Here is a 14,725-nt window from a genome sequence, read left to right as displayed (position 1 = left end):
GCGCGGTTGTCGTTCTCAGCTCAAGGATCAGCTTATGTTCGCATCGGCCCATACCGCGCATTTCGAACTGAAAATTCCCACCGTACGCAACGATTTCAAGGTCCTGGCGTTTGACGGTGTCGAAAGCATCAGCACCTTGTATGCGATCCGGGTGGAGTTGGTCAGCGAGTACCCGGATCTGGACCTGGAGAGCCTGCTCAGCCAGCCGGCCTTTCTGCGGTTCGGTCACAACGGCGAAGGCCTTCATGGGCGTATCGAAGAGGTGTCGGTCGGTGCGTCCGGCAAGCGCCTGACGCGCTACCATTTGACCCTGGTGCCGGCGCTGCACTACTTGCAGTTCAGCCACAACCAGCGGATTTTCCAGCACCAGAGCGTGCCGCAGATCATTGCCGAGGTCCTCAAGGGGCACGGTATTCTCGGCGATGCCGTGACCTTCAACGTCAGCACCAGTCCCGTGCGTGAATACTGCACGCAATAGGGAAAGCGACTTCGACTTCATCCAGCGGCTGTGCAGCGAAGACGGGATTGCCTGGCACCATCAACACAGCCCGGAAGGGCATCACCTGGTCTTCAGCGACGATCAGACCTGGTTCCCCAAACTCGGCGAAACGCCTTGTCAGCCAGGTTCTGGCCTGGTCGCCGAGCATCCGGTGGTCAGCCAGTTCTCCCTGCGCTTGAGCACCCGAACCAGCACGGCCACGCGCCGCGGCTATGACTTGAAACGCCCCAGCCGCTTGCTGGAAAGCCAGTTCACCGCCGGGTTTACCCCAGCACTCGAAGACTACCGTTACCCGGCGCTGATCGAGAATGAAAAACTCGGCCGACAACTGGCCCGTCAGGCGCTGGAGCGGCACCGTGTCGACTACCAACTGGCCGAAGGCCAAAGCGACCAGCCGAGCCTGCGCAGCGGTCATTTCTTTGGCCTGAGCGAGCACCCGCGGCAAGCCTACAACGACTTGTGGTTGCTGCTCAGTGTCCATCACCGGGGCAAACAACCCCAGGTGCTTGAAGAGTCGGTCAGCAGCGACGTCCAGCCTGAAGACGGCTTTACCCAGGGCTATCGCAACAGCTTTGGCGCAATTCCCTGGGACGTGTTTTATCGTCCGCCGCTGGTCACGCGACAATCGGTGCTGGTCAGCCAGACCGCCCGTGTCACCGGTCCTGCGGGGGAGGAGATCTTTTGCGATGAACATGGGCGGGTCAAGGTCGAGTTTCATTGGGACCGCGCCGAACGCAACAGTGACAAGAGCAGCTGCTGGCTGCGGGTGTCATCCGCGTGGGCGGGTGAACAATTTGGCGCGGTGACTATCCCGCGCATCGGCATGGAAGTGCTGGTGACCTTTCTGGAGGGCAACCCCGACCAGCCTTTGATCACCGGCTGCGTGCCGAACACGGTTACCGCCGTGCCGTATCCCTTGCCGGAACACAAGACCCGAACCGTGCTGCGCAGCCACAGCTCACCGGCCAATGGCGGCTTCAACGAGCTGTCGATCGAAGACCGCGCCGGCCAGGAGCTGATCTACCTGCGCGCCCAGCGTGACCTACAACAGCAAGTCCTCAACGACAGCCGGCTGGAGGTGGGTAACCAGCGGCATGAAATCATCAAGGGCGACAGCATCACGGTGCTGGAAGCAGAAGACCGGCGCACCGTGACTGCCGACCGCAAGGTCGAGCTCAAGGCCAACGATTATTTGCAGGTGGCCCACAGCAGCCACACCCGTGTCGGCCAGACGCTGGTGGTCGAAGCCGGCCAGCAGGTGCACCTCAAGGCCGGGGCGAATCTTATCCTCGATGCCGGGGTCAGCATCACCTTGAAAGCCGGCGGCCAGCACATCGTGATCGGGCCGGGTGGCATTTTCAGCAGCACAGAGATTCAAGTCGGCGGTGCGCCTTTAGTCGGCGTCAACGCCTTGCAAGCTCGGCCTGTTGAACCGACGGCTCTGCATGCGCCCTTGATACCACAGACGCAGCGCAGCGCCTTGCTGGCCAGAAAACCGATCTGTGCCATCTGCGAAGCCGCTGCACAACAGGAGGGGCAATCCCATGCTTGAGTTACCGCCATTGCCGGATGATTTGCCCTGGGCGGCTCCCGCCTACCTGCTATTGGACGGTGTCAGCGTAGCGGATCTGATGCAACGCCTGTCTCGCTGGAATAGACCCCTCTACTGTTTGTATCGGGATACACGCTGGCATGAGCTGGCAGACATTTCGCCTTGCTTGATCGCGCTCGAAGGCAGTGCTGATCCGCTTCTGACTTATTTTTGCGAGCACGCCGCCCTCGAATGGGGCTACCTGCTGTTCAGTGAGGCTGATGTGCAGTCGCAGCTCGAGCATTGGCGCCACCTGCTCAGTGTCGAACAGGCGGATGGCGTGGAGGTTATGCCACGTATTGCTGATCCTGCCGTCATGCATCAGCTGTTGCGTCTGGCAGAGCAAGACGGCAGCGCACGCTGGTTCGGGCTTGTCGCACACTTCTGTCTGCCTGATGGGGTCGAAGGGGTCTGGCGCCAGCACATTCGCCCCGAACAGCCCTGCGCTGAACCGCAGACTTATCGATTGACCGACCGGGAGCTTGCGGCGCTGGGAGAGGTTGAGTTTCGCAACATCGTCTGCAGTTTGAGTGAGCACCTGCAAACATATTTTCCTGCCTTCATGGCGAGATTTACGCTGCCTGAGCGTCGGCCATACGCACAAAAACTGGCCAGCGAAGCCTACCGGCAAGGCTTTTCCTCAGAGCAGGAACTGACCCTTTACGCGAACGTTTTTGCTTATCTGGCCGGCCAGCCTGTGACTGAACATCCTGACATTGCTCAACTGCTGGCGCAGGCGACAGCGGGCGCCCCATTGGCGCGCTTGGAACGTGCTGCCGATCTGGCGGCAAACCGTGCTGCACATCGCCAAGGAGGCCTGCTGTGACGACACAATCAGCACCCAAAACAAGCGCCAATATCGCCGCCCTGGCCAAGAGCGCCAAGGATGCCCGTTCACCGATAGGGCTCTGCCCCTTGATGGGCCGGCAAGTGCAGCTGTTGCCGCTGCGCTACGGCCTGGTCGAGCACCTCGATCCCTCGTCGGAACTGCCCATGCCGCTGACGTTGAACAGCCAGCCGCTGGGCATTCGACTATTGCGCGATGGCTACCTGTACATCATCGACGACACGACCGGGCATCTGCACGAATACAGTATTGAACAAGGGCAAATCAGCAAGCTGCTCTGGAACAGTCAGGAGGTATCGGCCGACAAACGCACCGCGGCGGTGGGCGAACCTCATTTGATCTTTAACCGGCAGCACACCTTGTATGCCAGCTACTCGGAAATCCAGTGGACGGCGTACAAGTGCGCACAAGTGCTCAAGGTCAAGGCCGAGCGCGAACGTCTGATGCAACGCATCGATCTGGCGAGTGCTTGCCCGGCCGCCGGGGGGACTCACTTGTTGAGCACGCCGCAGGCCGAACGCTGGCTGGCGGAGGTCGCGCAGAACAACCTGGCATCCGGCGTCCGTGGGCTCGAGTCATTGCCCGAGGGCGCCCATCCGCAAGAACGCCAACCCTATAGCTGGGAAGCCACGCCGGTGTTCAAGGCCACGGCGATTGAAGCGCTGACCAGTCAGGTGTTGGGCCTCTACCAGAACGATTATCTGTTTCTGGTCTTGCGCGACGATTTTGGCGTGATGCGCGACCTGGCCAGCGCCCAACTGCAGGTGGCCGACTGGATCGAGCACTGGAGCGCCGACGATGACGCCCAGCGCAAATACCTCACCGGCGCCTTCATCCAGTCCTTGTACGAGATGAGTGCGGCGCGCCTGGATGACCTGGCCACCACAGATCCCGATGTCAAAGCCTTGAACGAGGAGCTTGACCCGCAACAGCGGGCAGCTGTGCTTGATTACTTACGAGTCCGACGCGAGCATGCCGGGGGGGCGATCTATGGCGACGAGCAGTACTGGCGAAGGGCGGCGACACGCGATCCTTATGCGCGCGCCTTCGTCAGCCTGCACGATTGCCTGGGCGAAGTGCTTTGGCAAAAACATCAAAGCACCATCGCCGGCCTCCACGTGCGAACCTGGGAGGCGTTGCACGGCGAGGCCATCGGCCAGCGTGGCATTGATCACCTGGTCAATCGGGCGGACATGCAAGCGTTCGTCCGCCAGCAGCAAGCGTTGCTCAGCCATTGGCAAAAGCGTCTTCAGGCCATTCGCGAAGACCGCTTGAACATGATTGTCGGCGGCCATTTCCACCGTGCTGCCTGGTACTACGATTTCGAACAAAGCGCGCTCATCCAGCATCGCCTGGAAACCGAATTCGTCTGCGTGGCGGCCCTGTGCGGCCAGCGTGACCCGACTGAAAAGCTCGCCACCTTTCTCGAGCAAAACCCGCTCACCGTGGTACCGGGGCTGGAAACCCTGACCCTCGCCGAACAGCTGGATGTGCGCAAGAAGCTCCTGGACCTGAGCAACTTCTCGATCAATGTCGCCACGGCCCAGGACAGCCTGGCCAGCGTCAATGTGCTGGCCAATCAATTCAACAGCCTGATGAGCGAGCGGCTGCCCAACTATGCCGATATGAATACGCGGTTCAGGGGGCTGCAGAGTTTGCTGGATGGGGCATATGTTCCAGCGCATCAGCTCCATGCTGCAGACCAGCTGGATCGAGCACACAGTGATTTCAAGCGACAACAACCTATCGACCCCAACAGCTTCCTCCGGAATCTCGGCGCGCCCGCACGCCTGCAGCTGTTGCGCGAGTTCTCCCGCAGCGGCTTGACCCTGCGGGCGGCGTCGGCCTACGAAATCCAGGCGTTCAACCAGACCCGCGATGCCGCTCTCGATCTGCGCCGCCAGCTCAAGGACACCTACAAACTGCGCCATCGCGAGATGACGCAGCAGACCTTCGGCTCGACAACACCGGGCAGCGAGCAGGTTTATAACCAGCGGATCAATCAGCTCAGGGCTGCGCTGGTTCCGTTGGAAGACAGCCTCAGCCGTGCTTTGACCGTCGGCGGCGGCGGGCCGGGGCAGATCGGCACGGTGGTCGATGGCATGGCCCCGGTGTTGCGTGAAGAAATGCAGCGAACAGTGCGCGACTTCCGTGCAACGGGGACGTTTGGCAAGCCCCTGAGTAGCGCCTTGAAGTCTGGAGGGGACGGGATTGCGTTGTTGCTGTTTGTTTATCAGGGGCAGAAGTTTGTTGAGGTGTTGAGTGCGCTTGGTAAAAAGACAGATCGTTCGTTATCAGACTTAGCGACTCTCGTTGAGACATTCACCTTAATGTCAGCTGCTGGTTTTGCTGCGGTTCAGGGCTTGTCAGTAACCATATTGCAGGCGCACATCGAACAGATGGACAGTGCCGCCGGAAAGCTCACCACCATGAGCCGTTTGGGACGTTGGGCGGGTGTTGCAGGGGTTGGTGCCTTTGGATTTGGTGCTCTGGCCGCCGCAATTGATTCAGGCAAGCATTCCTGGCAATGGGGCAAAGCACTCGCCGAAGGCAATCATCAGGGGTTGGCGGCCACGACCCTGCAAATCGCTGGCGACGGCATCCTGGTAGGCACCAACATCTGGGGTGCCAAACACACCCTCTCGATCATCAACCAGATTCTCAATAAACCCGCCGAATTGCGAGCCCTGGCTTGGGCCGAAGCCAGCCCAAGGTTGCTGAGCATCGGCCTCAAAACCAATCTGGTGGGGCTGATCGGTACGGCCCTGCAACTGATGGGCGAAGGTTTGTACAACTACTTCAACCTGGACGCGTTTCAAAAATGGCTGCAAGCCAGTGCCTGGGGCAAGGCCGATCGGCAACGCAGCCTGCCCGAAGACTGGAGCGCCCTGGCCGGGGTGGTGCAACAACCGACCTGTGAGCTGGTCCGCGAAGGCCCGCGCACCTACCTGCAACTGCGCCTGCCCGGTGTCCGCACCCGGGAAATGGACAGCCGACAACTGCAGCTGCTGGCCTATCATCGAACCCGCAACCGCTATCTACCCGGTCCCTACAATCCCCGTTTGCCGCCCCTGCTCTGGCAGGAAAACAGCGCGGCTTGGGCCGCGGTCACCGTGGTCGCCAGCCAGGCAGAAGAGGCGCTGACCCTGCACCTGCCCATCAGCGAAGCCCTGCAAACCACGGATTTCGCCCTGGCGCTCAACATCGGTTACCAACTGGAAGCCGAGCGCGACTTGATTCACCGCACCTGTTTTGTCCTGCGCGATCTGCACATCGCCACCGTTCGGGGCGTACGGCTGCCGGCCCAGGGCCGGTTTGTCCTCGACGCCGTGGACACCTTGCCCAGCGGCTTGAGCAAGGCCCCTTACTGGTTGTTCACCCGAGAGGAAATGGCGGCGATCGATGATTAGCCAACTGTTCAAACGCAAAAGCACAGCCACTGTCCCGGAGCCGGGCATTGATATTCAAAGCCAACGGCCCCGTGCCGGGGAGCTGCGGGTCAGGGGCCTGAATGAAACTTTGTTCCTGGCGCCGTTGCCGGTGTACACCGGACAGGCGCAGGTGTCGCGGCGTAATTTTTCGGCGATGAACGAGACCTATCTGGAGTTGGGAGGAAATAATTACGGGATGGTGGAACAAGGGAAAAGATTGGCGTTTGGAATCTGGATTCCTTTGTTTGTAGCTCTTATAGCGCCAAGCCTATTTATCCTGTATGGAATGCTTTTTTATCCAGAAAACTTTAAGACTCCATGGCGCGATCTACTCCTATTTATAGAGGTAGGTAGTAAATTCAGCATTGCATCCATTCTCCCTCTAGGTGCCGTTGTTTACGGCATGCTCTCCAACGTCCGAACCCTGGCCAAAAGCTATCCCGTCCGCTTCAACCGCCAGCGTCGCGAAGTCTGCTACATCGACGACACCACCCACCAGGTGCTGATCGTGCCTTGGGAAAATGTGGTGGCCTGGGTCGCCCGCAGCCAGGGCGTGACCAGCTACGGCGCGATGCGCGATTACACGTTCGGCATGGGGCTGGAGGACGAAGAGCGCGACAGGGTGCAGTTCGTGTTGTCGGCCCAACCCAGTGACGCACATGCGCTGGGCATGTGGACGTCGATCCGCAACTACATGGAGGAAGGGGAACTGGTGGACACGCCGAATCCCATGCTCGTTGTTCTGGGGCTTACACCCACCGAAGATGAACTCAAACCTTATGAAGGCCTGCACACCTTTGAGATCGAACGCAAAGGTGCACGCTTCATGGGCTCGCTAGACGATGGCGCCGAGCATCTGAGCGCGGAGCAGCGACACCGTTACGGTTATGGCAAACGCTCCCGCTGGCCTCTGCGGTGGTGGTACGTCAGACGCGTGATCGTGTTCTGGAAAATGCCCTACCTGATCGCCGAATGGGCTCACCGCAAAGGCCGTCCGACCCTGCCTGAAAGCGTCCAGGCCTGGTCACAACCGCTACCCCCGGAGCAATGGGCCAGGCCCAGCCCCGCCCTGCAAAAAGCCAACGCCCTGGTCAAGCACGCCATGGACAAAAAAGGCGCGACCTTCGTCGCCGCCTGCAAGGCGGCGGGGCTGCATTGAACACACCGCTGCATACCTGGCCCAGCGGCCTGAGCAAGGCCCCTTACTGGCTGTTCACCCGAGAGGAAATGGCGGCGATCGATGATTAGCCAACTGTTCAAACGCAAAAGCACAGCCACTGCCCCGGAGCCGGCCGTTGATATTCAAAGCCAACGGCCCCGTGCCGGGGAGCTGCGGGTCAGGGGCCTGAATGAAACTTTGTTCCTGGCGCCGTTGCCGGTGTACACCGGACAGGCACAGGTGTCGCGGCGTAATTTTTCGGCGATGAACGAGACCTATCTTGAACTGGGCGGTAGCAACTATGGGATGGTTGAACAGGGAAAGAGACTGGCGGCATTTATTTGGATGATCTTGTTTATGGCTTTTTTAGCTCCCAGTTTTGCAGTTTTGTATTGGGTTCTTTTTTATCCAGAAAACATTCGTGAGCCGATTAACGAGCTTATCAATGCTATCAAGGTATTTTCCAGTTATGCACTTTTATCCATTATCCCGATTGGAGCCATGGTTTACGGCATGCTCTCCAACGTCCGAGCCCTGGCCAAAAGCTATCCCGTCCGCTTCAACCGCCAGCGTCGCGAAGTCTGCTACATCGACGACACCACCCACCAGGTGCTGATCGTGCCTTGGGAAAACGTGGTGGCCTGGGTCGCTCGCAGCCAGGGCGTGACCAGCTACGGCGCGATGCGCGATTACACGTTCGGCATGGGCCTGGAGGACGAAGAGCGCGACAGGGTGCAGTTCGTGTTGTCGGCCCAACCCAGTGACGCACATGCGCTGGGCGTGTGGACGTCGATCCGCAACTACATGGAGGAAGGGGAACTGGTGGACACGCCGAATCCCATGCTCGTTGTTCTGGGGCTTACACCCACCGAAGATGAACTCAAACCTTATGAAGGCCTGCACACCTTTGAGATCGAACGCAAAGGTGCACGCTTCATGGGCTCGCTAGACGATGGCGCCGAGCATCTGAGCGCGGAGCAGCGACACCGTTACGGTTATGGCAAACGCTCCCGCTGGCCTCTGCGGTGGTGGTACGTCAGACGTGTGATCGTGTTCTGGAAAATGCCCTACCTGATCGCCGAATGGGCTCACCGCAAAGGCCGTCCGACCCTGCCTGAAAGCGTCCAGGCCTGGTCACAACCGCTACCCCCGGAGCAATGGGCCAGGCCCAGCCCCGCCCTGCAAAAAGCCAACGCCCTGGTCAAGCACGCCATGGACAAAAAAGGCGCGACCTTCGTCGCCGCCTGCAAGGCGGCGGGGCTGCATTGAACACACCGCTGCATACCTGGCCCAGCGGCCTGAGCAAGGCCCCTTACTGGCTGTTCACCCGAGAGGAAATGGCGGCGATCGATGATTAGCCAACTGTTCAAACGCAAAAGCACAGCCACTGCCCCGGAGCCGGCCGTTGATATTCAAAGCCAACGGCCCCGTGCCGGGGAGCTGCGGGTCAGGGGCCTGAATGAAACTTTGTTCCTGGCGCCGTTGCCGGTGTACACCGGACAGGCACAGGTGTCGCGGCGTAATTTTTCGGCGATGAACGAGACCTATCTGGAGTTGGGTGGTAGCAACTACGGGATGGTTGAGCTAGGGAAGAGGCTAGCAATCCAGATTTGGACTGCCTTATTCACAGCAGTTGTGGCTCCCAGTTTTATAATCCTTTATGGGGTGCTTTCCTATCCTGAAAACTTTCCGACCCCATTCAAGGATCTCGTCGATGCTATCAAGGTGTTTTCGAGTTACGCACTTCTATTCATCCTTCCCATCGGCGCCTTCATCTACGGCATGCTCTCCAACGTCCGAATCCCCGGCCAAAAGCTATCCCGTCCGCTTCAACCGCCAGCGTCGCGAAGTCTGCTACATCGACGACACCACCCACCAGGTGCTGATCGTGCCTTGGGAAAATGTGGTGGCCTGGGTCGCCCGCAGCCAGGGCGTGACCAGCTACGGCGCGATGCGCGATTACACGTTCGGCATGGGCCTGGAGGACGAAGAGCGCGACAGGGTGCAGTTCATGTTGTCGGCCCAACCCAGTGACGCACATGCGCTGGGCATGTGGGCGTCGATCCGCAACTACATGGAGGAAGGGGAGCTGGTGGACACACCGAATCCCATGCTCGTTGTTCTGGGGCTTACACCCACCGAAGATGAACTCAAACCTTATGAAGGCCTGCACACCTTTGAGATCGAACGCAAAGGTGCACGCTTCATGGGCTCGCTAGACGATGGCGCCGAGCATCTGAGCGCGGAGCAGCGACACCGTTACGGTTATGGCAAACGCTCCCGCTGGCCTCTGCGGTGGTGGTACGTCAGACGCGTGATCGTGTTCTGGAAAATGCCCTACCTGATCGCCGAATGGGCTCACCGCAAAGGCCGTCCGACCCTGCCTGAAAGCGTCCAGGCCTGGTCGCAACCGCTACCCCCGGAGCAATGGGCCAGGCCCAGCCCCGCCCTGCAAAAAGCCAACGCCCTGGTCAAGCACGCCATGGACAAAAAAGGCGCGACCTTCGTCGACGCCTGCAAGGCGGCGGGGTTGCATTGAACACACCGCTGCATACCTGGCCCAGCGGCCTGAGCAAGGCCCCTTACTGGTCGTTCACCCGAGAGGAAATGGCGGCGATCGATGATTAGCCAACTGTTCAAACGCAAAAGCACAGCCACTGTCCCGGAGTCGGGCATTGATATTCAAAGCCAACGGCCCCGTGCCGGGGAGCTGCGGGTCAGGGGCCTGAATGAAACTTTGTTCCTGGCGCCGTTGCCGGTGTACACCGGACAGGCACAGGTGTCGCGGCGTAATTTTTCGGCGATGAACGAGACCTATCTGGAGTTGGGTGGTAGCAACTACGGGATGGTTGAGTTGGGAAAGAGATTGGCACTTCAGATATGGATGGTTTTGTGTACTGCTTTTTTTGCACCTGTGCTTATTTGTCTATGGCTCGTTGCTTTTAGCCCCCCTGAAATCGACCGAAAATTCTTCGACATTGTTGGGGGGGCCGTGCAGGTATTCGCTACAGGCTCGCTTCTATTCATTTTTCCCGTCGGCGCCTTTATCTACGGCATGCTCTCCAATGTCCGAACCCTGGCCAAAAGCTATCCCGTCCGCTTCAACCGCCAGCGTCGCGAAGTCTGCTACATCGACGACACCACCCACCAGGTGCTGATCGTGCCTTGGGAAAATGTGGTGGCCTGGGTCGCCCGCAGCCAGGGCGTGACCAGCTACGGCGCGATGCGCGATTACACGTTCGGCATGGGCCTGGAGGACGAAGAGCGCGACAGGGTGCAGTTCGTGTTGTCGGCCCAACCCAGTGACGCACATGCGCTGGGCATGTGGGCGTCGATCCGCAACTACATGGAGGAAGGGGAGCTGGTGGACACGCCCAACCCCATGCTGGCCGCATTGGGCATCACCTTGAGCGAGGACGAGCTCAAACCGTATGAAGGGTTGCACACCTTTGAGATCGAACGCAAAGGTGCACGCTTCATGGGCTCGCTAGACGATGGCGCCGAGCATCTGAGCGCGGAGCAGCGACACCGTTACGGTTATGGCAAACGCTCCCGCTGGCCTCTGCGGTGGTGGTACGTCAGACGCGTGATCGTGTTCTGGAAAATGCCCTACCTGATCGCCGAATGGGCTCACCGCAAAGGCCGTCCGACCCTGCCTGAAAGCGTCCAGGCCTGGTCGCAACCGCTACCCCCGGAGCAATGGGCCAGGCCCAGCCCCGCCCTGCAAAAAGCCAACGCCCTGGTCAAGCACGCCATGGACAAAAAAGGCGCGACCTTCGTCGACGCCTGCAAGGCGGCGGGGTTGCATTGAACACACCGCTGCATACCTGGCCCAGCGGCCTGAGCAAGGCCCCTTACTGGTCGTTCACCCGAGAGGAAATGGCGGCGATCGATGATTAGCCAACTGTTCAAACGCAAAAGCACAGCCACTGTCCCGGAGTCGGGCATTGATATTCAAAGCCAACGGCCCCGTGCCGGGGAGCTGCGGGTCAGGGGCCTGAATGAAACTTTGTTCCTGGCGCCGTTGCCGGTGTACACCGGACAGGCACAGGTGTCGCGGCGTAATTTTTCGGCGATGAACGAGACCTATCTGGAGTTGGGTGGTAGCAACTACGGGATGGTTGAGTTGGGAAAGAGATTGGCACTTCAGATATGGATGGTTTTGTGTACTGCTTTTTTTGCACCTGTGCTTATTTGTCTATGGCTCGTTGCTTTTAGCCCCCCTGAAATCGACCGAAAATTCTTCGACATTGTTGGGGGGGCCGTGCAGGTATTCGCTACAGGCTCGCTTCTATTCATTTTTCCCGTCGGCGCCTTTATCTACGGCATGCTCTCCAATGTCCGAACCCTGGCCAAAAGCTATCCCGTCCGCTTCAACCGCCAACGTCGCGAAGTCTGCTACATCGACGACACCACCCACCAGGTGCTGATCGTGCCTTGGGAAAATGTGGTGGCCTGGGTCGCCCGCAGCCAGGGCGTGACCAGCTACGGCGCGATGCGCGATTACACGTTCGGCATGGGCCTGGAGGACGAAGAGCGCGACAGGGTGCAGTTCGTGTTGTCGGCCCAACCCAGTGACGCACATGCGCTGGGCATGTGGACGTCGATCCGCAACTACATGGAGGAAGGGGAACTGGTGGACACGCCGAATCCCATGCTGGCCGCATTGGGCATCACCTTGAGCGAGGACGAGCTCAAACCGTATGAAGGGTTGCACACCTTTGAGATCGAACGGCTCGATGCCAGGGCGTTGGGGCGACTGGACGACGGAGGAGGCCATCTGACTGCCGAAGAGCGCAAGCGTTGGGGGTACTCCAAACGCTCCCGCTGGCCTCTGCGGTGGTGGTACGTCAGACGCGTGATCGTGTTCTGGAAAATGCCCTACCTGATCGCCGAATGGGCTCACCGCAAAGGCCGTCCGACCCTGCCTGAAAGCGTCCAGGCCTGGTCGCAACCGCTACCCCCGGAGCAATGGGCCAGGCCCAGCCCCGCCCTGCAAAAAGCCAACGCCCTGGTCAAGCACGCCATGGACAAAAAAGGCGCGACCTTCGTCGCCGCCTGCAAGGCGGCGGGGCTGCATTGTGTTTCTTCCTGAAGACACCTTCTCGGCGCCGAGCAGGGTCATCGCCATGACGAAAATGGAGGTGGCCAGATTCAGGTATTCAGGCGCAAACAAATGACCTCACTCCCGGACATTTTTTAGTCTTATCGGACGATGCCCCTCTGGCGTGCAGCGTGAACTATCTGCCCTTACTTATTGGCAGGTTTTCTACGGAGTCAGGAATGAACGGTTTCAATACACCGCATCAACCGACGATGCTCGACAACAGCCCCGTGTCCCGCGAACACACTCAGCGTCTGCTTGATCGACGGGCAGTGGCTGCGGGGCAAATCAAACCGGCGGACTGTTACACCATCGCCGATCGGCTGGAAGAGCAGGCCACGCGTTTCGCCCAGCGCCCGTTCCTCATTTACGGCGAACAGCGCTTGAGTTATGCCGAGGTCGATGCACGTGCCAACCAGATGGCACATGTTTTCCATGCCCGCGGTTTGCGCCCGGGCGACGTCTGCGCCATGGCCCTGGAGAACCGCCCGGAGTTTTTTTTCAGTTGGTTTGGCCTGGCCAAACTCGGTGTGGTGGCGGCCTTTATCAATACCCAGGTCAGTGGTCGGGCCTTGGCGCATGCCGTGGTGTCGACTGCCGCCAAGGCCATGGTGGTGGGTGAGGAGTGCCTGAACAATCTGTTGTCCACCGAAGGCCTGCCGGACGTACCCTGGTTGCTCGTGCCGGACGCCGAAAACCCCGCCAGTGAAGCATCCCGCGCCCGTGTAGATGCAGGGTTCGCCGAACAGGTGGCGGCGGCACCACGCACTGCATTCGCACGCGAGCTGCGGGCCGAGGTGCCGGCCGAGTCGCCGGCGATGCTGATTTTCACCTCGGGCACCACCGGTTTGCCCAAGGCTGCGATCTATAGCCATATGCGCTGGTTGTCCATCGGCGACGTGATGGAGGTGACCCTCGACGGCACGACCGAGGACGTATTCTACTGTTGCCTGCCGCTCTATCACGGTGCCGCGGCGACGTCAGTGACGGCCACGGCCCTGCGTGTCGGAGCCAGTATCGTGGTCCGCCGCAGGTTCAGCGTCCGGGAGTTCTGGAAGGACATCCGTGGCCACCACATCAGCATTTTTCAGTACATCGGGGAAATCTGCCGCTACCTGCTCAATCAGCCCGTGGTCGATGGCGAGCGTGAGCACAGCTTGCGTTGCCTGCTGGGCGCGGGCCTGACGCCGGAGACCTGGCAGCGCTGGCTGGAGCGTTTCGGCCCGGTGCAGATTCTCGAGGGCTGGGGTGCCACCGAGGCCAACACCAGCCTGATCAATCTGGACAACCAGCCAGGTTCCTGCGGGCGCGTGCCGTTCTGGGATAAAACCAATATCCGCCTGGTTCGATATGACGTCGAAAGCGACAGTCATCCACGGGACGAAAATGGTTTCTATCAAGTCTGCAAGGTTGGCGAAGTCGGTGAGGGCATGGCCTTCATTGTCGATCATCCGCAAATCGGCGCCGGACGCTTCGAGGGTTACACCTCGGCGCAGGCCACCGAAAGCAAGATTCGCCGCAATGTCTTCAGTCAGGGCGATGCGTATTGGAGTTCGGGTGACCTGCTGCGGTACGACGAGAACGGTTACTTCTATTTCGTCGATCGCATCGGTGATACCTACCGCTGGAAGAGCGAGAACGTTTCAACCCAGGAAGTCGCCGATGCCCTGGGCGATTTTCCGGGGCTGGAACTGATCAACATCTACGGCGTACAGGTACCCGGGCATGAAGGGCGCGCCGGTATGGCGGCGGTGCTGATGCAAGAGGGCCAGGACTTCGACCCCCAAGCGTTCTACGCGCTCACTGAAGCGCGCTTGCCACGCTATGCCGCGCCGGTGTTCGTGCGGGTGTCCGCCGCGGCGGATCTGACCAGTACCTTCAAGCTGCGCAAGGTCGATCTGCAACGCCAGGGTTACGCGCCGAGCGCGTTCAACGATCCGTTGTACATCCGCGATGAAAGCAGCCGCAGCTATCGGCCGTACTCCGACGAATTGCTCGACAGAGCCGGTCTGCAGCCATTCGCGGTGGCCCCTCAAGTCTGATGAGCTGGCGGCCCGCGGCCGCTGGCCAACCTTCGCCATAAAGCCCAACACC

At 59.9% G+C, this 14,725-nt stretch carries 8 protein-coding genes and 1 pseudogene; all 9 read left to right on the top strand.

Annotated elements, in window-relative coordinates; translation table 11 throughout:
* The first annotated feature begins 34 nt into the window (after window positions 1-34).
* The 9 genes and pseudogenes from QMK58_RS20540 (at window position 35) to QMK58_RS20500 (ending at window position 14,673) form a co-directional block, all read left to right on the top strand.
* Window positions 35-2,051, top strand: a pseudogene (locus QMK58_RS20540) (type VI secretion system tip protein VgrG).
* Window positions 2,044-2,916, top strand: coding sequence for a DUF4123 domain-containing protein (locus QMK58_RS20535; RefSeq protein ID WP_320395342.1), 873 nt, complete (start codon window positions 2,044-2,046; stop codon window positions 2,914-2,916). Before QMK58_RS20540 ends, QMK58_RS20535 begins: the two are co-directional and overlap by 8 nt.
* Window positions 2,913-6,347 (top strand): toxin VasX, encoded by a 3,435-nt coding sequence (locus QMK58_RS20530; RefSeq protein ID WP_053161389.1) that lies wholly within the window; start codon window positions 2,913-2,915, stop codon window positions 6,345-6,347. Before QMK58_RS20535 ends, QMK58_RS20530 begins: the two co-directional genes overlap by 4 nt.
* Window positions 6,340-7,527, top strand: coding sequence for a DUF6708 domain-containing protein (locus QMK58_RS20525; RefSeq protein ID WP_320395341.1), 1,188 nt, complete (start codon window positions 6,340-6,342; stop codon window positions 7,525-7,527). Before QMK58_RS20530 ends, QMK58_RS20525 begins: the two co-directional genes overlap by 8 nt.
* Before the next feature lie 513 nt (window positions 7,528-8,040).
* A complete protein-coding gene (locus tag QMK58_RS20520) occupies window positions 8,041-8,796 on the top strand; it encodes a DUF6708 domain-containing protein (RefSeq protein WP_320395340.1) in 756 nt (251 codons plus the stop codon).
* A 445-nt stretch (window positions 8,797-9,241) separates the two neighbouring features.
* Window positions 9,242-10,066 carry a DUF6708 domain-containing protein gene (locus QMK58_RS20515; protein ID WP_320395339.1) on the top strand — a complete coding sequence of 275 codons (825 nt, stop codon included), beginning with the start codon at window positions 9,242-9,244 and terminating at the stop codon, window positions 10,064-10,066.
* Between the two features lie 81 nt (window positions 10,067-10,147).
* Window positions 10,148-11,338, top strand: a complete 1,191-nt coding sequence (locus tag QMK58_RS20510) for a DUF6708 domain-containing protein (RefSeq protein WP_320395338.1) — start codon at window positions 10,148-10,150, stop codon at window positions 11,336-11,338.
* A gap of 81 nt (window positions 11,339-11,419) precedes the next feature.
* Window positions 11,420-12,622, top strand: a complete 1,203-nt coding sequence (locus QMK58_RS20505) for a DUF6708 domain-containing protein (protein ID WP_320395337.1) — start codon at window positions 11,420-11,422, stop codon at window positions 12,620-12,622.
* 188 nt (window positions 12,623-12,810) lie between these two features.
* Window positions 12,811-14,673: a long-chain-acyl-CoA synthetase gene (locus tag QMK58_RS20500; protein WP_320395336.1), complete on the top strand. Its 1,863-nt coding sequence runs from the start codon at window positions 12,811-12,813 to the stop codon at window positions 14,671-14,673.
* Window positions 14,674-14,725: the final 52 nt, after the last annotated feature.

This window comes from Pseudomonas sp. P8_241 (genome assembly GCF_034008315.1).
Taxonomy (GTDB): Bacteria; Pseudomonadota; Gammaproteobacteria; order Pseudomonadales; family Pseudomonadaceae; genus Aquipseudomonas.
The sequence above is the reverse complement of the archived record's forward strand: the minus strand, read 5'-3'. Positions and strand labels throughout refer to the sequence as shown.